Genomic DNA, 20558 nt, shown 5'->3' on the forward strand with positions numbered 1-20558 from the left:
GGGTTGTGTTATGCTGTACTCGCTAAAGAGTACAAGAGGCAGCATAACATGACCCAGCATTCCCCGTATTCCTCGGCAATGGCCGAACAGCGTCACCAGGAGTGGCTTCGTTTTGTGGAGCTGCTTCGCCAGTCTTACGAGCAGGATTTGCACCTACCCCTCATGCAGCTGATGCTTACGCCGGACGAGCGTGAGGCGCTGGGCACGCGCGTGCGGATTATTGAAGAGCTATTGCGCGGTGAGATGAGCCAGCGCGAGCTGAAAAACGAGCTGGGCGCGGGCATCGCGACGATCACCCGTGGATCGAACAGCCTGAAGTCTGCGCCGGTTGAGCTGCGCCAGTGGCTCGAGTCAGTCTTATTGAGCGATCAGCGATAAATGGCGTTATGAAACGGGCTCAGCGCCAGGATCACCGCCTGATGGTAAACCCCTGAACGCGTGAGCTTACCCGCCGTAAAGACGCCAATCGCCCCTTCTTTACGCCCAATCTCATCAATGCCGGTGTACTGTGACATCACCGGCCCGAGCGCTTCACCTGCACGCACTTTTTCCAGAATGATCTCCGGCAGCGGCAGGGTGGCTGAGCGCGCTTCGCCGCGCTGCTCACGGCTTTCAATCACCACCCAGCTAAAGGTTGCGCCTTCGTCGATGCCTGCTTCAATGGCGACCCAGAAGTCAGCCTTCGGGGCCGCGGCTTTTGCATTTGCCACGCGATTTCGTGCGCCAGCGCGCGTTTCCTCGCTGCCAAACGGCTGTTCAGGTACGCCACTCTCGACGCCGATGGCCTCAATATGGCAGGATCCTTCGCCGAAAATCTCTTCAAAAGCCTTTAGAATTGCCTGAATTTTGGCAGGATTGGTGGTAGCAGAGACAACATGGTGCATAATTAAGCTCGATTCAAAAAAAACTCATCGCAGTATAACGGAAAAAAAGCATGTTACAGGTATACCTTGTTCGCCACGGTGAAACGCAGTGGAACGCCGAGCGACGTATTCAAGGCCAGTCAGACAGTCCGCTCACCGAGAAGGGTGTGCAGCAAGCGTGGCAGGTGGCGGAACGCGCCAGAACGCTGGGCATTACCCACGTTATTACCAGCGATTTAGGTCGCACACAGCAGACGGCGCGCATCATTGCCGACGCCTGCGGCTGCGATGTGATGCTTGAGCCGCGCCTGCGCGAGCTGGATATGGGCGTGCTGGAAAAGCGCCATATTGATACGCTGACGGAAACGGAAGAGGGCTGGCGCCGCACGCTGGTGAACGGTACCGAAGATGGTCGTATTCCTGAAGGGGAATCCATGCAGGAGCTGAGCGTGCGTATGCATGCCGCGCTGGCGGAATGCCTCAAGCTTCCGGCAGGCAGCCGTCCACTGCTGGTGAGTCACGGTATCGCGCTCGGCTGCCTGGTGAGCACCATTTTGGGGTTACCGGCTTACGCCGAGCGTCGGTTACGCCTGCGTAACTGCTCCATTTCCCGGATTGATTATCAGGAAAGCGCGTGGCTGGCGTCGGGCTGGGTCGTGGAGATGGCAGGGGACATTTCGCATCTCGATGCCCCTGCGCTTGATGAACTGCAGCGTTAACGACGGACAGGAATCAAGAATTCCATACGCAGATTGATTGGGCCTTCTTCCGGTTTGGCATCCTGCGCCGGGTAGTAGCGCTCGATATCCTGACCTTTACGGCGATTCAGATTCAGCATTGGCATGCAGGTCCCGTAAACGGTCAGGATAAACTCCTGGACGCCCGTACCCAGCCCTTCATACGAGAACATCACGTACTCGCCGCCTTCCAGCACGACCGGCTTCGAACCCTGAATGTAGCCATTCGCCAGCTCCGGCGTCAGCGCGGTGGTGTAAAACACCTCCTGCTCGTCGTCTTTTTCCTGGCTTGGGTGCGTTTCGTTGAGGCCATACAGGATCGGCGGAATGGCCGGCGCATGGCTCAGGAAATCGCGCCAGAACTGGACGCGCATCTGATGGCGGAACTCAGAAATCTGCTCCAGAGAGCACGAGTAGCTCTGGGTTGTACCGATCAGATGGGTTTCCGGCAGAGTGACCATTTCGTATTTCGGCATCGCGAACTCGCCCAGACGCAATGGCGGACGCATACCAAACGAGCTCCAGTCAGGCGAGCGGCGATAGAGCGCTGGCGTCAACGAGAACTGTTTTTTAAAGGCGCGGGTGAAGGTCTGCTGCGAATCAAAACGGTACTGCAGGGCAATATCCAGAATTGGCCGCGCGGTCAGGCGCAAAGCCACCGCAGATTTCGATAAACGACGTGCGCGAATATAGGCACCGATAGCATGACCGGTGACATCCTTGAACATCCTTTGCAGATGCCACTTGGAATAGCCCGCTTTAGCCGCCACATTATCCAGTGACAAAGGCTGGTCGAGATGACCTTCCAGCCAGGTGAGCAGGTCGCGAATAATTCCAGCCTGATCCATATACTATCCTCATCCTTAAAACAGCAGGTGCCTGATAACAGGTTAGCGGATAATAGCATTTTTTGATGTTTTAGCATTCAGTGTTTTTTTTGCGCTTTAATGCCTTTTCTCTCTCATTTTGGGTGAATATATTCTAATCCTGTGATCTTGCTACATTTTTGACTAACGTGTTGAATAATCGCTCAATGCAATTTTAAAGAATGGTAACAATATGAAATACAAGACTTTGCTTCTTACTGCCCTGTTGCTGGTAGCGGGCCGTGCGGCGCAGGCGGAACAGATTGGTTCTGTCGATACCGTGTTCAAAATGTTCGGTCCGGACCACAAAATTGTGGTGGAGGCGTTTGACGATCCGGACGTGAAAAACGTCACCTGCTACGTCAGCCGCGCGAAGACGGGCGGTATTAAAGGCGGCCTGGGGCTGGCGGAAGACACTTCCGATGCGGCAATCTCCTGTCAGCAGGTGGGACCGGTTGAGCTGAGCGATAAAATCAAAAACGGCAAAGCGCAGGGCGATGTGGTGTTCCAGAAACGGACCTCACTGGTGTTTAAAAAGCTGCAGGTGGTGCGTTTCTATGATGCAAAACGCAACACCCTGGCCTACCTGGCGTATTCCGATAAAGTGGTGGAAGGGTCACCGAAAAACGCCATTAGTGCGGTGCCGATTATGCCGTGGCATTAGTTCAGGGATGAATCATGCAACAACCTGTAGTCTGGCTGGTTGAAGACGAAACCAGTATCGCCGATACGCTTATCTACATGCTTCAGCAGGAAGGATTTGCAGTAAAAGCGTTTGAGCGCGGTTTACCGGTGCTGGAGGCGGCGCGCCAGCAGGCTCCGGCGCTCGCCATTCTTGACGTCGGGCTGCCGGACATCAGCGGCTTTGAGCTCTGCCGCCAGCTTCTGGCGCAGCATCCGTCACTGCCCGTGCTGTTTCTGACGGCACGCAGTGACGAAGTGGATAAACTCCTCGGCCTGGAAATGGGCGCAGACGACTACGTCGCCAAGCCTTTCTCCCCGCGTGAGGTGTGCGCCCGGGTAAGGACCATTTTACGGCGGATGCAAAAATCCGCCGCCCCAGCGGAGACGGTGCGTATCGGACAGTTTGAGCTGAACGAAGCTGCCGCCCGAATTAGCTGGTGCGGTGAAGCATTACCGCTCACGCGCTATGAGTTTTTGCTGCTTAAAACGTTACTACAGGCTCCGGGACGGGTTTTCTCTCGGCAACAGTTAATGGACAAGGTGTGGGGCGAAGACGGCGACAGTTACGATCGTACCGTGGACACTCACATCAAGACCCTGCGCGCCAAGCTGCGGGCAGTGAATGAGGAACTGTCACCCATCAGCACCCATCGCGGTATGGGCTATAGCCTGGGGCTTTATTAATGCGCATCGGAATGCGTTTGCTGCTGGGGTACTTCCTGATCGTCGCCATCGCCGCATGGTTTGTGCTGTCGATCTTTGTTCAGGAAGTGAAGCCCGGCGTGCGCAGGGCAACCGAGGGCACGTTGATCGATACCGCGACCTTGCTCGCCGAAGTTGGGCGTGAGGATCTTCTTTCGGGCAATGCGCAGCAGGGCAGACTGGCGCAGGCCTTTTTACAGCTCCATCAGCGGCCTTTCCGCGCCAATATCGGCGGCATTCATAAGGTGCGCAACGAGTATCACGTCTACATGACCGATGCGCAGGGCCGCGTCGTGTTTGATTCTGCCGGCCTGGCCGTGGGGCAAGATTACTCTCGCTGGAACGATGTCTGGCTGACGCTTCGCGGCCAATACGGCGCGCGCAGTACCCAGAGCCATCCCGACGATCCGGAGAGCACGGTGATGTATGTTGCCGCACCGGTTGTGGAGCAGGGCAAGATTATCGGCGTGCTGTCGGTCGGGAAACCTAACAGTGCGATGGCGCCGGTTATCCAACGCAGCGAGAGGCGGATTCTGTGGGCTGGCGGGGCGCTGCTTGGCATTGCTTTACTGATCGGTTTTCTCGTCGCCTGGTGGATCAATCGTTCCATCAGTACGTTATCGCGCTATGCCGACTCGGTGACCACTGATACGCCTCTCCCGCTGCCTAATCCAGGCAGTAGCGAACTGCACAAGCTGGCTCAGGCGCTGGAAAATATGCGTATTCGCCTTGAGGGGAAAAACTACATTGAACATTATGTCCATGCGCTGACCCACGAGCTGAAAAGCCCAATAGCCGCCATACGCGGCGCGGCAGAAATTCTCACCGAGCAGCCGCCGCCGCAGGTGGCCGCGCGGTTTATCGATAATATTCTGGTGCAAAACGCGCGTATGCAGTCGCTGGTTGAAAAACTGCTGACTCAGGCGCGGCTTGAAAATCGGGTCGAGATTACGCCTCAGGCCGTCCGCGTCGACCTGCTGTTTACACGGCTTGCCGACGCGCGTTCGGCGCTATTGGCGGCAAAAGAGATTGCGCTGACCCTCCAGCCCGCTTCGCTTCTTGTTGAAGGCGATCCCGACCTGCTCGAACAGGCGCTCGGTAATTTACTGGATAATGCTATCGATTTTACCCAACAGGGCGGCGCCATTGAACTGGCGGCCCGGGAAGAGCAGGGGCAGATACGGCTGATCGTCACCGACAGCGGAAGCGGGATCCCGGATTATGCGCTGGAGCGTATTTTTGAGCGCTTTTATTCCCTGCCGCGCGAGAACGGGTTGAAAAGTAGCGGACTCGGGCTGGCGTTTGTTCAGGAGGTGGCGCGTTTGCACCACGGAGAAATTACATTGCGTAATCGTGATGAAGGTGGCGTGATAGCCACGCTGACACTTCACCGTCCCTTCACATAACTTCAAACTGGCCCCACACAGCCTGGTTACGCTCTCCACATCACAAAGGAGACGTAATGATGAAATCCCCCCTGTTCTGGAAAGTAAGCACCCTGCTGGGGTGCATCCTGCTGTTGTTAGTCCCACTGTTTATGGTGAGTAACCTCATTTCAGAGCGTGAAAGCTACCGCAACGATGTCGAAAATACGCTTCGCCAGAGCACCAGCGGGCCGCAAAAATTGGTCGGCCCGCTGATTGCGATCCCGGTAACCGAGGTTTTTTATAAGTTAGAGGATGAGAAAAAAGTCGAGTACAAGAAAAGCTATATGCATTTTATCCTGCCGGAGTCTCTGCGCGTTGAGGGTAACCAGCGCGTTGAGTCGCGAAATATCGGCATCTATGACGGACAGATCTGGAATACCGACCTCAACATAAAAGCCCGATTCAACACGGAAAAAATGACGCAGCTGAAAGGGGAGTCGATGACCCTGGGGCAGCCGTTTATCGTTGTTGGCGTGGGCGATGCTCGAGGCATTGGCACGGTGAAAGTCTCTAGTATCAACGGCGAGACGCTAAGTGTGGAGCCGGGTACAGGCGTGTATGGCGCGCTTTCCGGTATCCATATCCCGCTGACTGACAAAGCGCTGGAATTAAAAACGTTTGCTATGGATATTTCGCTGAATCTGACGGGAACAGGAAGTTTTGCCGTGGTACCTGTAGGACGTAGCAGTGAAATGGCGCTGAACAGCAACTGGCCGCATCCTGGCTTTATGGGTAATTATCTGCCGGTGAAGCATAAAATTGGTGACGCCGGTTTTCAGGCGAACTGGCAGAGCAGCTGGTTTGCGAACAATCTTGAGAGCTGGTTCAACGGAAGTGAGTCACCGTCATGGGAGTCGATCCCCGCCTTCAGCGTTACGGTAGCCACGCCCGCCGATCAGTATCAGCTGACTGACCGGGCGATCAAGTACGCCATTTTGCTGATTGCGCTGACGTTTATGGCCTTCTTTGTTTTCGAGACCTTAACCGGGCTGCGCCTGCATCCGATGCAGTATCTGCTGGTGGGGCTGTCGCTGGTGCTGTTCTATCTGGTGCTGTTGGCGCTATCAGAACATGTCGGGTTTACGCCAGCCTGGGTAGTTGCAAGTTTGGTTGGTGCGGCGATGAACGGAATGTACCTGCAGGCCGTGCTGAAAAGCTGGAAGCGCAGCGGACTGTTTGTGCTGGCTTTGCTGGGGCTGGACGTGGTGATGTGGTTCCTGCTGCGCTCGGAGGATAGCGCACTGCTGTTGGGGTCTGCAGTTCTCGCGCTGGCGCTGTTCGCCGTCATGTACCTGACTCGTCATTTCGACTGGTATTCGCTTTCACAGCCGAAGCGGCCTGCGCCACCCGCAGAGCCTGATAACGACACAATGCGGATCTGGAAATAAAAAAAACGGCGCAAATGCGCCGTTTTTCATGCGTTAACTGCGGGATTATTCCTGCAGATCACCGCAGAAACGGTACCCTTCGCCGTGGATGGTGGCGATGATTTCCGGCGTATCAGGCGTCGATTCGAAATGCTTACGAATACGACGGATGGTCACGTCTACGGTACGGTCATGAGGCTTCAGCTCACGACCGGTCATTTTCTTCAGCAGTTCTGCACGGGATTGAATTTTGCCCGGATTTTCGCAGAAGTGCAGCATCGCGCGGAATTCGCTGCGCGGCAGCTTATACTGCTCACCGTTCGGGCTAATCAGCGAACGGCTATTGATATCAAGTTCCCAGCCGTTGAATTTGTAGCTGTCGACGCTACGACGCTCTTCGCTGACCGTGCCCAGGTTCATGGTGCGGGACAGCAGGTTGCGTGCACGAATGGTTAACTCGCGAGGGTTGAACGGTTTGGTGATGTAGTCATCCGCACCGATCTCCAGGCCAAGAATTTTATCAACTTCGTTATCACGGCCCGTCAGGAACATTAACGCGACGTTCGCCTGTTCACGCAGTTCGCGCGCCAGCAGAAGACCGTTTTTGCCCGGCAGGTTGATATCCATGATCACCAGGTTGATATCATTTTCAGAAAGGATCTGATGCATCTCTGCGCCATCGGTCGCTTCAAAGACATCGTAGCCTTCTGCTTCGAAAATGCTCTTTAACGTGTTGCGTGTTACCAACTCGTCTTCAACGATAAGAATGTGCGGGGTCTGCATGTTTGCTACCTAAATTGCCAACTAAATCGAAACAGGAAGTACAAAAGTCCCTGACCTGCCTGATACATGTCGCAAATTAACATGATCGGCTTAACGTGACTAAAGTACGTAATTGCGTTCTTGATGCACTTTCCATCAACGTCAACAACATCATTAGCTTGGTCTTGGGTACTTTCCCTTTGGACCCGACAGTGTCAAAAACGGCTGTCATCCTAACCATTTTAACAGCAACATAACAGGCTAAGTGACACCAGACACCCAATAAAACTACGCTTCGTTGACATATATCAAGTTCAATTGTAGCACGTTAACAGTTTGATGAAATCATCGTAGCCGAATGCTAGCCTTTGTCACAATTTTTCAATAAACCAACTAGTTGCGGAGATTGATTTATAAACAAAGCGAATCCAATCAGAACAGGGTATTCACGTTGCCATTATCATTATAAAACATAGGGATAATAGGCTTCTGTTAACATTCTAACTGATTGTTCAGACACAAAATAGTTTAGCGTCTTTAATTTGTTATGAAACGCTATTTCGGTGATTTGTGTTGCAAATTTGTAAATTCGTGCTGCGTAATATGTTGAAGTGCATCACACTTTTCTCCGCTAACTGATTAAAAAGAGAGCATAAATGCATCTGTCGATTGTACTGGTTGCTCCAGCCAGAGCCGAAAATATAGGCGCTGCGGCGCGTGCCATGAAGACCATGGGTTTTACCGATTTACGTATTGTGGACAGCACTGCACACCTGGAGCCTGCCGCCCGCTGGGTGGCGCACGGTTCGGGGGATATTCTCGATAATATAACGACTTACGCTACGCTTGCCGACGCGCTGCATGACATTTCATTTACCGTTGCCACCACAGCACGCAGCCGGGCGAAGTTCCACTACTACGCCACGCCTGCTGAACTGGTGCCCATGCTGGAAGAGAAAAGCCAGTGGCTTGAGAAAGCCGCGCTGGTATTTGGTCGTGAAGATTCCGGGCTCACCAACGAAGAGCTTGAGCTGGCGGACGTTCTCACCGGTGCGCCGATGGTAGCCGATTATCCTTCCCTGAATTTAGGCCAGGCGGTAATGGTCTATTGCTATCAATTAGCTTCCCTAATGCAAATCCCTCAACCCCGGACAGAAGCCGCCAATGAAAATCAGCTGGCCGCGCTTCGTGCTCGCGTAGAGCGTCTTTTATCGAGCCTTGGCGTTGCGGACGATCAAAAAATGGCCGACTGGCTACAGCAGCGCCTTGGACGTCTTGAGCAGCGGGACACCGCCATGTTGCACCGTTTGCTGCACGATATTGAAAAAAAATTGGCCGAGTAAAATGCTGTCATAAGTTTTTACTATGGCGAAATGGTCTGTCGTGGAGGGTTGCGGCTGGGGGATTCGGATGAAAATAAAACGTCACGCAGCGTGACGTGAACGTCCGCGGAATTGTGATCAAATTAAAAATTCATTGACTTAAGGTGCCCGATCCTTTAACCCTAAAAGAATACAGCACAGACAGATAATAATGACAGAGTACACAACATCCATGAAACGCATCAGCATCACCACCATTACCACAACCATCATCATTACCACAGGTAACGATGCGGGCTGACGCGTACAGGAAAAACAGAAAAAAGCCCGCACCTGAACAGTGCGGGCTTTTTTTTTCGGCTAAAGGAAACGAGGTAGAACCATGCGAGTGTTGAAGTTCGGCGGTACATCAGTGGCAAATGCAGAACGTTTTCTGCGTGTTGCCGATATCCTGGAGAGCAACGCCAGGCAGGGGCAGGTTGCGACCGTGCTCTCTGCCCCGGCAAAAATCACAAACCATCTGGTGGCGATGATTGAAAAGACCATCGGTGGCCAGGATGCACTCCCGAACATCAGCGATGCTGAGCGTATCTTCGCCGAGCTGCTGCAGGGGCTGGCAGAGGCACAGCCTGGTTTCCCGCTCGCGCAGCTGAAGTCCTTCGTTGAGCAGGAGTTTGCTCAGATCAAACATGTGCTGCACGGCATCAGCCTGCTGGGCCAGTGCCCGGACAGCGTCAACGCGGCGCTGATCTGCCGGGGCGAAAAACTCTCCATCGCCATCATGGCGGGCGTGCTGGAAGCGCGCGGCCACAACGTTACCGTGATCAATCCGGTTGAGAAATTGCTGGCAGCGGGCCACTACCTCGAATCTACCGTTGATATTGCCGAATCAACCCGCCGTATTGCCGCGAGCAAAATCCCCTCTGACCATATGATCCTGATGGCGGGCTTTACCGCAGGAAATGAGAAGGGTGAACTGGTAGTGCTGGGCCGTAACGGCTCCGACTACTCTGCCGCCGTGCTGGCCGCCTGTTTACGCGCAGACTGCTGTGAGATCTGGACTGACGTCGACGGCGTCTATACCTGCGATCCACGCCAGGTGCCGGACGCCAGGCTGCTGAAGTCGATGTCCTACCAGGAAGCGATGGAGCTTTCCTACTTCGGCGCCAAAGTGCTTCACCCGCGTACCATCTCCCCCATTGCCCAGTTCCAGATCCCATGCCTGATTAAAAACACCGGTAACCCGCAGGCGCCAGGCACGTTGATTGGTGCCAGCAGCGATGAAGATGGTCTGCCGGTGAAAGGCATTTCCAACCTGAATAATATGGCAATGTTCAGCGTCTCCGGTCCGGGGATGAAGGGGATGGTCGGCATGGCGGCGCGCGTTTTTGCGGCCATGTCACGCAACGGTATCTCGGTGGTGCTGATCACCCAGTCCTCTTCCGAGTACAGCATCAGCTTCTGCGTGCCTCAGGTCGACTGTCTGCGCGCCCGCCGCGCGCTGGAAGAAGAGTTCTATCTGGAGTTGAAAGAGGAACTGCTGGAGCCGCTCTCCATTCAGGAGCGCCTGGCGGTGATTTCCGTGGTTGGCGACGGTATGCGCACGCTGCGCGGTATCTCCGCCAAATTCTTTGCCGCGCTGGCGCGAGCCAATATCAACATCGTGGCGATTGCCCAGGGCTCGTCCGAGCGTTCAATCTCCGTGGTGGTGGATAACGATGACGCCACTACCGGCGTGCGCGTGGTTCACCAGATGCTGTTCAACACCGATCAGGTTATCGAGCTATTCCTGATTGGCGTGGGCGGCGTCGGCGGTGCGCTGCTGGAGCAGGTGAAGCGCCAGCAGGAGTGGCTCAAGAAAAAGCACATCGATCTGCGCGTCTGCGGAATTGCGAACTCGAAAGCGCTGCTTACTAACGTTCACGGTCTGAACCTGGAGAACTGGCAGGCGGAGCTGGAAGAAGCGAAAGAGCCGTTCAACCTGGGGCGCCTGATCCGTCTGGTGAAAGAGTATCACCTGCTTAACCCGGTTATCGTTGACTGTACCTCGAACCAGGCGGTGGCCGACCAGTACGCCGACTTCCTGCGCGAAGGCTTCCACGTGGTGACGCCGAACAAAAAGGCCAACACCTCGTCGATGGATTACTATCACCAGCTGCGCCTGGCGGCGAGCAAGTCGCGCCGCAAGTTCCTGTACGACACCAATGTCGGTGCCGGCCTGCCGGTCATCGAGAACCTGCAGAACCTGCTTAACGCGGGCGACGAATTGCAGCGTTTCTCCGGCATCCTCTCCGGCTCCCTGTCGTTTATCTTCGGCAAGCTGGATGAAGGGATGAGCCTGTCGGAAGCCACCCGTGCCGCGCGCGAGCTGGGCTACACCGAGCCAGATCCGCGCGACGATCTCTCCGGGATGGACGTGGCGCGCAAGCTGCTGATCCTGGTGCGCGAAACGGGCCGCGAGCTGGAGCTTTCGGATATCGTGATTGAACCGGTGCTGCCAGCCGAGTTTGACACCAGCGGCGATGTCAGCACCTTTATGGCGAATTTACCTCAGCTTGACGATGCCTTTGCCTCACGCGTTGCGAAAGCCCGTGATGAAGGTAAGGTATTGCGCTATGTTGGCAACATTGAAGAGGACGGCGTATGCCGGGTGAAGATTGCCGAAGTGGATGGTAACGACCCGCTGTACAAAGTCAAAAACGGCGAAAACGCCCTCGCGTTTTACAGCCACTATTATCAGCCATTGCCGCTGGTGCTTCGCGGCTATGGCGCAGGGAATGATGTGACGGCGGCGGGCGTGTTTGCCGACCTGCTGCGTACCCTGTCATGGAAGTTAGGAGTTTAAGATGGTTAAAGTATATGCCCCGGCTTCCAGCGCCAATATGAGCGTCGGATTTGACGTGCTGGGTGCGGCGGTGACGCCGGTGGACGGTTCGCTGCTGGGCGATACGGTAACGGTTGAGGCGGCAGAAAGCTTCAGCCTGAATAACGTCGGCCGTTTCGCCAGTAAGCTGCCGCCTGAACCACGCGAGAATATCGTTTATCAGTGCTGGGAGCGCTTCTGTCAGGAGATCGGCAAAAACGTGCCGGTCGCCATGACGCTGGAAAAAAGCATGCCGATTGGCTCGGGCCTGGGCTCCAGCGCCTGCTCGGTTGTCGCCGCGCTGGTGGCGATGAACGAGCACTGCGGCAAGCCGCTGAACAATAGCCGTCTGCTGGCGCTGATGGGCGAGCTGGAAGGACGCATCTCCGGCAGTATTCATTACGATAACGTGGCGCCGTGCTTCCTCGGCGGCATGCAGCTGATGATTGAAGAAAATGGCATCATCAGCCAGCAGGTGCCAGGGTTTGATGAATGGCTGTGGGTGCTGGCGTATCCGGGCATCAAGGTCTCTACCGCGGAAGCGCGTGCCATCCTGCCGGCGCAGTATCGTCGCCAGGACTGTATCGCCCACGGGCGTCACCTGGCGGGCTTTATTCACGCCTGCTACACCCGCCAGCCGCAGCTGGCGGCGAAGCTGATGAAAGACGTCATTGCCGAGCCGTACCGTACGAAGCTGCTGCCCGGCTTTAACGAGGCGCGACAGGCTTCAATGGATATCGGCGCGCAGGCGTGCGGCATCTCCGGCTCCGGCCCGACGCTGTTCGCCCTGTGCGATAAGCCAGACACCGCGCAGCGCGTGGCGGACTGGCTCTCTAAACACTACCTGCAAAATCAGGAAGGCTTTGTTCATATTTGCCGTCTGGACACGGCTGGCGCACGAGTACTGGGATAACAAATGAAACTCTACAACCTTAAAGATCATAACGAGCAGGTCAGCTTCGCGCAGGCGGTGACTCAGGGGCTGGGCAAAAATCAGGGGCTGTTTTTCCCGCACGACCTGCCGGAATTTCAGCTGACCGAAATCGATGAGCTGCTGAAGCTGGACTTTGTCACCCGCAGCACCAAAATTCTGTCTGCGTTTATTGGCGATGAAATCCCGCAGGAGCTGCTGGAAGAGCGCGTGCGTGCGGCGTTTGCTTTCCCGGCTCCGGTTAAGCAGGTGGAGCCTGACGTCGGTTGTCTGGAGCTGTTCCACGGCCCGACCCTGGCGTTTAAAGACTTCGGCGGCCGCTTTATGGCGCAGATGCTGACCCACATCAGCGGCGATAAGCCGGTGACCATCCTGACCGCGACCTCCGGTGATACCGGTGCGGCGGTGGCACACGCGTTCTACGGCCTGAAAAACGTCCGCGTGGTGATCCTCTATCCGAAAGGCAAGATCAGCCCGTTGCAGGAAAAACTGTTCTGCACCCTCGGCGGCAACATTGAAACCGTGGCGATCGACGGCGATTTCGATGCCTGCCAGGCGCTGGTCAAGCAGGCGTTCGATGATGAAGAGCTGAAGGCCGCGCTGGGGCTGAACTCGGCGAACTCCATCAACATCAGCCGCCTGCTGGCGCAGATCTGCTACTACTTCGAAGCGGTGGCTCAGCTGCCGCAGGAAGCGCGCAATCAGCTGGTAGTTTCCGTACCAAGCGGCAACTTCGGCGACCTGACGGCGGGGCTACTGGCGAAATCTCTCGGTCTGCCGGTGAAACGCTTTATCGCTGCCACCAACGCCAACGATACCGTGCCGCGCTTCCTGAAAGACGGCAAATGGGCGCCTAACGCTACGCAGGCGACGCTCTCCAATGCCATGGACGTGTCGCAGCCGAACAACTGGCCGCGCGTGGAAGAGCTGTTCCGCCGCAAGGTGTGGCGTCTGGGTGACCTGGGCTACGCTGCGGTGACGGACGAAACCACCAAAGCCACCATGCGCGAGCTGAAAGCGGTGGGCTACACCTCTGAGCCGCACGCGGCAATTGCATACCGCGCGCTGCGCGACCAGCTTAACCCGGGTGAATATGGCCTGTTCCTGGGCACCGCGCATCCGGCGAAGTTCAAAGAGAGCGTGGAAGATATTCTGGGCGAAACGCTGCCGCTGCCAAAAGAGCTGGCCGAGCGCGCCGACCTGCCGCTGCTGTCTCATGAGCTGCCGGCGGATTTCGCGGCACTGCGGAATCTGATGATGACGCGCGCGTGATTTTGTTGCCCGGTGGCGCTACGCCTTACCGGGCCTACAACGACGAGATGACCGTAGGCCGGGTAAGCGCAGCGCCACCCGGCTTTTTTATGAAGAAATTAAGGAGAAAAATTGCAGGAAAAAAGCAGAAATTCCCAATAAATGCGGTCACTTAGCGTTTAGGATTGCAGAGAATAACATCCACCGTTCCCCTCGCGTACTCTCCTTACATCGGCCCACGTTGGGCAAGAAGAATAAGGAGTCACCTGTGTCTACACTAAAACCTGCACTCATCGCGCTTTCTCTGGTGCTGGTCGCCCCCATGGCGGTACAGGCATCTGAAATTACTCTCGTACCTGCGGTAAAACTGCAGATTGGCGATCGGGACAATAGCGGGCATTACTGGGATGGCGGCCGCTGGCGCGACCACGACTGGTGGAAGGCGCATTATGACTGGCGCGATAACCACTGGCGTCCGCATGACGAGCATCGCGATCGTGATGACCGACACGACCATCATCACGACGACCACCGTCCGGGCCCGGACTGGAAGCACCATTAACGCAAAACCCCGCCAGATGGCGGGGTTTAGTTTTACTGCTCGTGGCGCTTAAATACCAGCTCACCTTTCCCTGACGACGCCTCGTCAAAGAAATAGCCGTCGGTGTTGAATCCCGTTAACTGCTCCGGCTTCGTCAGGCGGTTTTGAATGATGTAGCGGCTCATCAGGCCACGCGCTTTTTTCGCATAGAAGCTGATGACCTTGAACTTGCCGTTCTTCTCATCAAGGAAGACCGGCTTAACGATCTCCGCGTTCAGCTTTTTCGGCTTCACCGACTTGTAGTACTCATCGGATGCCAGGTTAACCACCACGTTATCACCCTGAGCATGCAGCGCCGCGTTCAGCTTGTCGGTGATGATGTCGCCCCAGAAATGATAAAGGTCTTTGCCTTTGGCGTTTTCCAGGCGAATCCCCATCTCCAGACGATATGGCTGCATCAGATCCAGCGGGCGGAGTACGCCATACAGGCCCGACAGCATGCGCAGATGCTGCTGGGCAAAATCAAAGTCGGCTTCGCTAAAATCTTCCGCCTGCAGGCCGGTGTAAACATCGCCCTTAAACGCCAGGATCGCCTGGCGCGCGTTGGCGGGGGTGAAATCCGGGTGCCACTCGTGGAACCGGGTCGCGTTCAGGTCTGCCAGCTTGTCGCTGATGCTCATCAGCGAGGCGATTTGCGGCGCAGAGAGCTTGCGCGCTTCGCGGATCAGCTGTTGCGAATAGTCCAGCAGTTCTGGCTGGGTATAACGCTCGGTGGCGAGCGGGCTCTGGTAGTCGAGCGTTTTTGCAGGTGAAATCAGAATCAGCATATCCAGTCCTTGCAGGAAATTTAGAGCGACTTTAACAAAAAATCGCCCTGAATTGATCGATAGCTGTTATCGCCGGGGCAAATCATCCCAGGTGCCGGGGGCAAGCTGTGACTGAATTTCGGGATAGCGTGCGGCATCAAATTCCGGGGGAACGCCCAGCTTGCGCTGGCGAAGATAATCCCTGGCAATAAGGTTCACAACGGGCGAGAGCAGCAGGATCGCCGTCAGGTTAGTGATTGCCATTAGCGCCATAATGACATCCGCCAGCTGCCAGACCAGCGGCATATTCAGAAGGGAGCCCGCGATCACCATCAGTACTACGCCCAGGCGAAGCAGGAGGATGGCAGGACGAGAGTCGTATTTCAGGAAGATAAGGTTATTTTCGGCGTACAGGTAATTCACCACAATCGAACTGAAGGCGAACAGCATCAGAATGAGCGAGACAAATCCCGAACCCCAGCCGCCGGTCAGGTTCACCAGCGCCTGCTGGAGAAGCTGTATTCCGTCGATATCCGAGTCATGCGCCACAGGACCGGCCAGCAGGAGGATCATGGCGCTGGCGGAACAGATAATAACGGTATCCATAAACACGCCTATCATCTGCACGATACCCTGCGCTGCCGGGTGCGGCGGCCAGGAAGAGGCGGCCGCGGCGGCGTTGGGAGTGGAGCCCATCCCGGCTTCATTGGAGAACATGCCTCGCTGAAAACCTGCCATCAGCGCCTGGCTCAGGGTGTAACCCAGCGCGCCTGACGCCACCTCACGCCAGCCAAAGGCGCTTTTAAAGATGGTCGCAATCACGCCCGGAACCTGGTCGGCATGCAGCGCAGCGACGACCAGGCTCGCGGCAACCCAGAGCAGCGCCATGATGGGAACCAGCCACTGCATCAGGCGGGCAACGCCTTTCAGGCCGGCAGAAATGGTGAGCAAAACAAAGAGGGCTAAACCGATGCCGGTGATCCACTCCGGGCAGGAGAAGGTATAGCGCAGGGCATGGGCGACGGAGTTTGACTGCACGGTATTAAAAATAAGACCGTACGCGAGCAGTAAAAAAAGCGAGAACAGAACGCCCATCCAGCGCATTCCTAAGCCACGCGCCATATACCAGGCCGGACCGCCGCGAAACTGCCCGTTTCTGTCTTTCTCTTTGTAGATCTGCGCCAGTGAACTTTCGGCAAAAGAGGTAGCCATTCCGAGAAGCGCCGTGACCCACATCCAGAACACCGCGCCTGGCCCACCGGCGCTGATGGCCAGCGCAACGCCCGCCAGGTTTCCGCTACCGAGGCGGGCAGCCAGGCTGGTACACAGCGCCTGAAACGACGTTAATCCGCCCGGCTGGGGCGTGACGCTGTTTTTCAGACTTCTGCCAAACTTGCGAATATAGCGAAACTGGATAAACCCACTGCGTAGCGTAAACCAGATACCTGCTCCCAGAAGCAGGTAGATCATTATCGAACCCCAGAGGACTTCGTTAATAAAGAAAAGGAAATCAGGCATTAACGTCCCTCTTGTTGATGCCAACGTGAATATGTAAGCGCTACCACTGATTGGGCATGCTGTTGCTTAGCAGCCTGTTAATATTTTGAGTTTATCATACTCTGCCTAAGCGCACTGTCTGCGGTTGCGCTACCCCTCCGTCGTGTTATCATCAGGGCAGACCGGTTACATCCCCCTAACAAGTAAACCTGTCATTTTTCCGCTGCAGGCATGCTGTCGGTAGCGTGAATTATCCAGGGCACGTTAAAAGAGAAACACTATCATGACGGATAAATTGACCTCCCTTCGTCAGTTCACCACTGTCGTAGCTGACACCGGAGATATCGCGGCAATGAAGCTGTACCAGCCGCAGGATGCCACAACTAACCCTTCTCTGATCCTTAACGCCGCACAGATCCCTGAGTATCGCAAACTGATTGACGAGGCTGTGACCTGGGCGAAAGCACAGAGCAATGACCGTGCGCAGCAGGTTGTGGATGCTACCGATAAACTGGCAGTGAACATCGGTCTGGAAATCCTGAAGCTGGTTCCGGGCCGTATCTCTACCGAAGTGGATGCACGTCTCTCCTACGACACCGAAGCGTCAATCGCGAAAGCAAAACGCCTGATCAAACTGTACAACGACGCGGGCATCAGCAACGACCGTATCCTGATCAAACTGGCGTCGACCTGGCAGGGCATTCGCGCTGCCGAGCAGCTGGAAAAAGAAGGCATCAACTGTAACCTGACCCTGCTGTTCTCCTTCGCGCAGGCGCGTGCATGTGCGGAAGCAGGCGTGTACCTGATTTCTCCGTTCGTGGGCCGTATTCTGGACTGGTACAAAGCCAACACCGACAAGAAAGAGTACGCGGCGTCTGAAGATCCAGGCGTGATTTCCGTGACTGAAATCTACGAATACTACAAACAGCATGGCTATGAGACCGTGGTTATGGGTGCAAGCTTCCGTAACGTGGGCGAAATCATTGAGCTGGCTGGCTGTGACCGTCTGACCATCGCCCCTGCGCTGCTGAAAGAGCTGGCAGAAAGCGAAGGTGCTATCGAGCGTAAGCTGTCTTACACCGGCGAAGTGAAGGCGCGCCCGGAGCGCATCACCGAATCCGAGTTCCTGTGGCAGCACAACCAGGATCCAATGGCTGTAGACAAACTGGCGGACGGTATCCGTAAGTTTGCTATCGACCAGGAAAAACTGGAAAAAATGATCGGCGACCTGCTGTAATCATTCTGCGTGACCGGGCTCCCGGTCACGCGTCTTCTTCTGTCCTCTGTCTGAATTTTCCCTCTGCGTGTATCATTCCCATTAATCAGTACTTTTTGAATGGAATGGATATGAATACCTTACGCATCGGCTTAGTGTCGATTTCTGACCGCGCCTCCAGCGGCGTTTACCAGGATAAAGGCATCCCTGCTCTGGAAGAGTGGCTGGCAAGCGCGCTGACCACCCCGTTTGAGATCCAGACTCGCCTTATCCCCGACGAACAGCCGATCATTGAGCAGACCCTGTGTGAGCTGGTGGATGAGATGAGCTGTCACCTTGTGCTCACCACGGGTGGAACCGGCCCCGCGCGTCGTGATGTGACGCCGGACGCGACGCTGGCTATCGCCGACCGTGAAATGCCGGGCTTCGGCGAACAGATGCGCCAGATCAGTCTACACTTTGTCCCGACGGCAATCCTTTCCCGCCAGGTGGGGGTGATCCGCAAACAGGCGCTGATACTGAACCTGCCGGGGCAGCCAAAGTCGATCAAAGAGACGCTGGAAGGATTAAAAGCCGAGGACGGTAGCGTCATCGTGCACGGCATATTTGCAAGTGTACCGTATTGTATACAGCTGCTTGACGGGCCGTACGTGGAAACTGACGACAAAGTGGTAGCAGCATTTCGTCCTAAAAGCGCACGCCGCGAGACAATCTCCTGAAATTTACTAAAATGTGACATTAGCGCCAGCTGCAGTAGCGTGTAAATGGATTTACGATATAGTAATTTTTTCTTTACGATTGCTGTAAAAAATAATCCACAACACATGCACAATGGTTCGCTATGTCACATAACACCCGACCTCTGAATCGACAGGACTACAAAACGCTTACGCTCGCCGCCTTAGGTGGCGCGCTGGAGTTTTACGACTTCATCATCTTTGTTTTCTTCGCCGCCGTGGTGGGGGCGCTCTTCTTCCCGGCGGATATTCCAGAATGGCTGCGTCAGGTGCAAACCTTCGGCATCTTTGCTGCCGGGTATCTGGCACGTCCGCTGGGCGGCATCGTCATGGCCCACTTTGGCGATCTTGTCGGGCGTAAGAAGATGTTTACCCTGAGCATCCTGCTGATGGCGGTGCCGACGCTGGCCATCGGCCTGCTGCCCAACTATGCCTCCATGGGCATTCTCGCCCCGCTATTGCTGCTGCTGATGCGCATTCTTCAGGGCGCGGCCATCGGCGGGGAAGTGCCGGGGGCCTGGGTGTTTGTGGCGGAGCACGTTCCTGCCCGCCGCATCGGGATCGCCTGCGGAACGTTAACGGCGGGGCTGACCGTCGGGATCCTGTTGGGGTCGGTGGTGGCGACGATAGTCAACACCAGCATGACGCAGCAGGCCGTGCACGACTGGGGCTGGCGTATTCCGTTCCTGCTGGGCGGGGCGTTCGGCCTGGTGGCAATGTACCTGCGCCGCTGGCTGCAGGAGACGCCGATTTTCCTCGAAATGCAGCAGCGTAAAGCGCTGGCGCAGGAGTTGCCGGTCAAAGCCGTTGTGGTGCGTCATAAAAAAGCGGTGGTGGTGTCGATGCTGCTCACCTGGCTGCTGTCGGCGGGCATCGTGGTGGTGATTTTGATGTCGCCGGTGTGGCTGCAGAAACAGTACGGTTTCGCCCCTGCAGTGACCTTACAGGCAAACAGTATTGCGACAATCATGCTCTGCTTTGGCTGTCTGGCCGCCGGGCTGGCGGCGGATCGTTTCGGTGCCAGCCTGACCTTTATTGTCGGCAGCCTGCTGCTGGCCGCGTCGAGCTGGGGGTTTTACCATCTTGCGGGCAGCCATCCTGAACAGCTGTTCCTGCTGTACGGCGTGGTCGGACTGTGCGTGGGCGTCGTGGGGGCTGTGCCTTACGTCATGGTGCGCGCCTTCCCGCCGGAGGTTCGCTTCACCGGGATATCGTTCTCTTATAACGTCGCGTATGCCATTTTCGGCGGGCTGACGCCGATAGTGGTCACGGTGATGATGGGGGTGTCGCCGATGGCGCCTGCCTGGTATGTACTCGCGCTCTCGCTGATGGGGCTGGGATTAGGGGTTTGGCTTCGTCAGGCGGGGGAATATCGTGCCCGCGAGGCGGGCACGACAGAGGGATCAGTGTTTTTCACCAATAGGTAAAATGGTGCGGTCAAACTGTTCGTTCAGCACTTCACCCATTGCCAGGTAGATAGCGCTTGCGCCGCACACCAGGCCAATCCAGCCTGCTACGTGAACGATGCCTTCGTTATCCGCCAGGTGGCCAATTGCCAGCAGGGCGAACAGTACGGTCAGGCTCAGGAAGACGAACTGCAGCGCGCGGTTGCCTTTCAGGGTGCCGAAGAACATGAACAGGGTAAAGACGCCCCACAGGCCCAGATAGACGCCCAGGAAGTGGGCGTTTGCCGCGTCTGCCAGGCCCATTTTAGGCATCAGCAGGATGGCGACCAGGGTCAGCCAGAACGAGCCGTAAGAGGTGAAGGCGGTTAAGCCGAAGGTGTTGCCTTTCTTATATTCCAGCAGGCCCGCGAAGATTTGCGCGATACCGCCGTAAAAAATGCCCATCGCCAGGATTACGCCGTCCATCGGGAACATCCCGATGTTGTGCAGGTTCAGCAGAATGGTGGTCATGCCAAAACCCATCAGGCCCAGCGGAGCCGGATTAGCCAACTTAGTGTTGCCCATAAGTCCTCAAAAAAAA

The 20558-nt window shown here is 55.9% G+C and carries 22 protein-coding genes and 1 other annotated feature; of the genes, 16 read left to right on the forward strand and 6 right to left on the reverse strand.

Going from position 1 to position 20558, the window contains the following annotated elements:
• Window positions 1–48: 48 nt before the first annotated feature.
• Window positions 49–378: a trp operon repressor gene (gene trpR / locus AC2FAJ_RS11850; protein ID WP_024907404.1), complete on the forward strand. Its 330-nt coding sequence runs from the start codon at window positions 49–51 to the stop codon at window positions 376–378.
• On the opposite strand, the gene yjjX is transcribed toward trpR, so the two are convergent.
• Window positions 369–884 carry an inosine/xanthosine triphosphatase gene (gene yjjX, locus AC2FAJ_RS11855; protein WP_041911281.1) on the reverse strand — a complete coding sequence of 172 codons (516 nt, stop codon included), beginning with the start codon at window positions 882–884 and terminating at the stop codon, window positions 369–371. The genes trpR and yjjX overlap by 10 nt on opposite strands.
• 50 nt (window positions 885–934) lie before the next feature.
• Here yjjX and gpmB point away from each other — a divergent pair, with 50 nt between their 5' ends.
• Window positions 935–1582: a 2,3-diphosphoglycerate-dependent phosphoglycerate mutase GpmB gene (gene gpmB, locus AC2FAJ_RS11860; protein WP_008502057.1), complete on the forward strand. Its 648-nt coding sequence runs from the start codon at window positions 935–937 to the stop codon at window positions 1580–1582.
• Here the strand turns inward: gpmB and robA are convergent.
• Window positions 1579–2448, reverse strand: a complete 870-nt coding sequence (gene robA, locus AC2FAJ_RS11865; RefSeq protein ID WP_028015450.1) for an MDR efflux pump AcrAB transcriptional activator RobA — start codon at window positions 2446–2448, stop codon at window positions 1579–1581. The two genes, gpmB and robA, sit on opposite strands and share 4 nt — an antisense overlap.
• Before the next feature lie 211 nt (window positions 2449–2659).
• On the opposite strand from robA, the gene creA reads away from it, so the two are divergent.
• Genes creA through creD form a run of 4 tightly spaced genes read left to right on the forward strand, consistent with a single transcriptional unit; the run spans window position 2660 to window position 6667 of the window.
• The gene (gene creA / locus AC2FAJ_RS11870) at window positions 2660–3130 is read left to right on the forward strand and encodes a protein CreA (protein ID WP_014882476.1); all 471 of its coding nucleotides are present in this window, start codon (window positions 2660–2662) and stop codon (window positions 3128–3130) included.
• Between the two features lie 14 nt (window positions 3131–3144).
• Window positions 3145–3834, forward strand: coding sequence for a two-component system response regulator CreB (creB, locus tag AC2FAJ_RS11875; RefSeq protein ID WP_049137697.1), 690 nt, complete (start codon window positions 3145–3147; stop codon window positions 3832–3834).
• Window positions 3834–5258 (forward strand): two-component system sensor histidine kinase CreC, encoded by a 1425-nt coding sequence (gene creC, locus AC2FAJ_RS11880; protein ID WP_485454178.1) that lies wholly within the window; start codon window positions 3834–3836, stop codon window positions 5256–5258. The genes creB and creC overlap by 1 nt, the downstream gene beginning before the upstream one ends.
• Window positions 5259–5314: 56 nt before the next feature.
• Window positions 5315–6667 (forward strand): cell envelope integrity protein CreD, encoded by a 1353-nt coding sequence (creD, locus tag AC2FAJ_RS11885; protein ID WP_041911278.1) that lies wholly within the window; start codon window positions 5315–5317, stop codon window positions 6665–6667.
• Window positions 6668–6712: 45 nt separating this feature from the next.
• Here creD and arcA read toward each other — a convergent pair whose 3' ends face one another.
• Window positions 6713–7429, reverse strand: a complete 717-nt coding sequence (arcA, locus tag AC2FAJ_RS11890) for a two-component system response regulator ArcA (RefSeq protein WP_003856501.1) — start codon at window positions 7427–7429, stop codon at window positions 6713–6715.
• A 95-nt stretch (window positions 7430–7524) separates the two neighbouring features.
• On the opposite strand from arcA, the gene yjjY reads away from it, so the two are divergent.
• The 7 genes from yjjY to AC2FAJ_RS11925 all read left to right on the forward strand — a co-directional run bounded on the left by yjjY (window position 7525) and on the right by AC2FAJ_RS11925 (window position 14337).
• A complete protein-coding gene (yjjY, locus tag AC2FAJ_RS11895; RefSeq protein ID WP_085928893.1) occupies window positions 7525–7665 on the forward strand; it encodes a YjjY family protein in 141 nt (46 codons plus the stop codon).
• A gap of 399 nt (window positions 7666–8064) precedes the next feature.
• A complete protein-coding gene (locus AC2FAJ_RS11900; protein WP_485454179.1) occupies window positions 8065–8751 on the forward strand; it encodes a tRNA/rRNA methyltransferase in 687 nt (228 codons plus the stop codon).
• 211 nt (window positions 8752–8962) lie between these two features.
• A complete protein-coding gene (gene thrL, locus AC2FAJ_RS11905; RefSeq protein ID WP_015572623.1) occupies window positions 8963–9031 on the forward strand; it encodes a thr operon leader peptide in 69 nt (22 codons plus the stop codon).
• Window positions 8970–9087: a sequence feature (Thr leader region), on the forward strand. It overlaps the preceding gene by 62 nt.
• Before the next feature lie 25 nt (window positions 9088–9112).
• Window positions 9113–11575: a bifunctional aspartate kinase/homoserine dehydrogenase I gene (gene thrA, locus AC2FAJ_RS11910; protein ID WP_045631127.1), complete on the forward strand. Its 2463-nt coding sequence runs from the start codon at window positions 9113–9115 to the stop codon at window positions 11573–11575.
• A gap of 1 nt (window position 11576) precedes the next feature.
• Entirely contained in the window at window positions 11577–12506 is a 930-nt protein-coding gene (thrB, locus tag AC2FAJ_RS11915) for a homoserine kinase (protein WP_041911275.1), read from the forward strand.
• Window positions 12507–12509: 3 nt separating this feature from the next.
• Window positions 12510–13796 carry a threonine synthase gene (gene thrC, locus AC2FAJ_RS11920; RefSeq protein ID WP_045259424.1) on the forward strand — a complete coding sequence of 429 codons (1287 nt, stop codon included), beginning with the start codon at window positions 12510–12512 and terminating at the stop codon, window positions 13794–13796.
• Window positions 13797–14043: 247 nt separating this feature from the next.
• Window positions 14044–14337 (forward strand): DUF2502 domain-containing protein, encoded by a 294-nt coding sequence (locus tag AC2FAJ_RS11925; protein ID WP_028015459.1) that lies wholly within the window; start codon window positions 14044–14046, stop codon window positions 14335–14337.
• Window positions 14338–14369: 32 nt separating this feature from the next.
• On the opposite strand, the gene yaaA is transcribed toward AC2FAJ_RS11925, so the two are convergent.
• Window positions 14370–15143 carry a peroxide stress protein YaaA gene (gene yaaA / locus AC2FAJ_RS11930; RefSeq protein ID WP_028015460.1) on the reverse strand — a complete coding sequence of 258 codons (774 nt, stop codon included), beginning with the start codon at window positions 15141–15143 and terminating at the stop codon, window positions 14370–14372.
• A gap of 66 nt (window positions 15144–15209) precedes the next feature.
• Entirely contained in the window at window positions 15210–16640 is a 1431-nt protein-coding gene (locus AC2FAJ_RS11935; RefSeq protein ID WP_485454180.1) for an alanine/glycine:cation symporter family protein, read from the reverse strand.
• A gap of 262 nt (window positions 16641–16902) precedes the next feature.
• Between AC2FAJ_RS11935 and tal the strand changes: the two genes are divergently transcribed.
• The 3 genes from tal to AC2FAJ_RS11950 all read left to right on the forward strand — a co-directional run bounded on the left by tal (window position 16903) and on the right by AC2FAJ_RS11950 (window position 19999).
• The gene (tal, locus tag AC2FAJ_RS11940; protein WP_003856481.1) at window positions 16903–17856 is read left to right on the forward strand and encodes a transaldolase; all 954 of its coding nucleotides are present in this window, start codon (window positions 16903–16905) and stop codon (window positions 17854–17856) included.
• A 110-nt stretch (window positions 17857–17966) separates the two neighbouring features.
• Window positions 17967–18554: a molybdopterin adenylyltransferase gene (gene mog / locus AC2FAJ_RS11945; RefSeq protein ID WP_041911271.1), complete on the forward strand. Its 588-nt coding sequence runs from the start codon at window positions 17967–17969 to the stop codon at window positions 18552–18554.
• Window positions 18555–18676: 122 nt separating this feature from the next.
• Window positions 18677–19999 carry an MFS transporter gene (locus AC2FAJ_RS11950; protein ID WP_485454181.1) on the forward strand — a complete coding sequence of 441 codons (1323 nt, stop codon included), beginning with the start codon at window positions 18677–18679 and terminating at the stop codon, window positions 19997–19999.
• Here AC2FAJ_RS11950 and satP read toward each other — a convergent pair.
• Window positions 19976–20542 carry an acetate uptake transporter gene (gene satP, locus AC2FAJ_RS11955; RefSeq protein ID WP_041911269.1) on the reverse strand — a complete coding sequence of 189 codons (567 nt, stop codon included), beginning with the start codon at window positions 20540–20542 and terminating at the stop codon, window positions 19976–19978. The two genes, AC2FAJ_RS11950 and satP, sit on opposite strands and share 24 nt — an antisense overlap.
• Between the last annotated feature and the right edge of the window lie 16 nt (window positions 20543–20558).

The sequence above is a fragment of the Enterobacter cloacae complex sp. 385G4 genome, from assembly GCF_057320665.1.

Excerpts from the sequence above, each read along its gene's own strand:
- trpR (WP_024907404.1), top strand. The coding sequence starts at position 49 with ATGACCCAGCATTCCCCGTATTCCTCGGCAATGGCCGAACAGCGTCAC.
- yjjX (WP_041911281.1), bottom strand. The coding sequence starts at position 884 with ATGCACCATGTTGTCTCTGCTACCACCAATCCTGCCAAAATTCAGGCA.
- gpmB (WP_008502057.1), top strand. The coding sequence starts at position 935 with ATGTTACAGGTATACCTTGTTCGCCACGGTGAAACGCAGTGGAACGCC.
- robA (WP_028015450.1), bottom strand. The coding sequence starts at position 2,448 with ATGGATCAGGCTGGAATTATTCGCGACCTGCTCACCTGGCTGGAAGGT.
- creA (WP_014882476.1), top strand. The coding sequence starts at position 2,660 with ATGAAATACAAGACTTTGCTTCTTACTGCCCTGTTGCTGGTAGCGGGC.
- creB (WP_049137697.1), top strand. The coding sequence starts at position 3,145 with ATGCAACAACCTGTAGTCTGGCTGGTTGAAGACGAAACCAGTATCGCC.
- creC (WP_485454178.1), top strand. The coding sequence starts at position 3,834 with ATGCGCATCGGAATGCGTTTGCTGCTGGGGTACTTCCTGATCGTCGCC.
- creD (WP_041911278.1), top strand. The coding sequence starts at position 5,315 with ATGATGAAATCCCCCCTGTTCTGGAAAGTAAGCACCCTGCTGGGGTGC.
- arcA (WP_003856501.1), bottom strand. The coding sequence starts at position 7,429 with ATGCAGACCCCGCACATTCTTATCGTTGAAGACGAGTTGGTAACACGC.
- AC2FAJ_RS11900 (WP_485454179.1), top strand. The coding sequence starts at position 8,065 with ATGCATCTGTCGATTGTACTGGTTGCTCCAGCCAGAGCCGAAAATATA.
- thrA (WP_045631127.1), top strand. The coding sequence starts at position 9,113 with ATGCGAGTGTTGAAGTTCGGCGGTACATCAGTGGCAAATGCAGAACGT.
- thrB (WP_041911275.1), top strand. The coding sequence starts at position 11,577 with ATGGTTAAAGTATATGCCCCGGCTTCCAGCGCCAATATGAGCGTCGGA.
- thrC (WP_045259424.1), top strand. The coding sequence starts at position 12,510 with ATGAAACTCTACAACCTTAAAGATCATAACGAGCAGGTCAGCTTCGCG.
- yaaA (WP_028015460.1), bottom strand. The coding sequence starts at position 15,143 with ATGCTGATTCTGATTTCACCTGCAAAAACGCTCGACTACCAGAGCCCG.
- AC2FAJ_RS11935 (WP_485454180.1), bottom strand. The coding sequence starts at position 16,640 with ATGCCTGATTTCCTTTTCTTTATTAACGAAGTCCTCTGGGGTTCGATA.
- tal (WP_003856481.1), top strand. The coding sequence starts at position 16,903 with ATGACGGATAAATTGACCTCCCTTCGTCAGTTCACCACTGTCGTAGCT.
- mog (WP_041911271.1), top strand. The coding sequence starts at position 17,967 with ATGAATACCTTACGCATCGGCTTAGTGTCGATTTCTGACCGCGCCTCC.
- AC2FAJ_RS11950 (WP_485454181.1), top strand. The coding sequence starts at position 18,677 with ATGTCACATAACACCCGACCTCTGAATCGACAGGACTACAAAACGCTT.
- satP (WP_041911269.1), bottom strand. The coding sequence starts at position 20,542 with ATGGGCAACACTAAGTTGGCTAATCCGGCTCCGCTGGGCCTGATGGGT.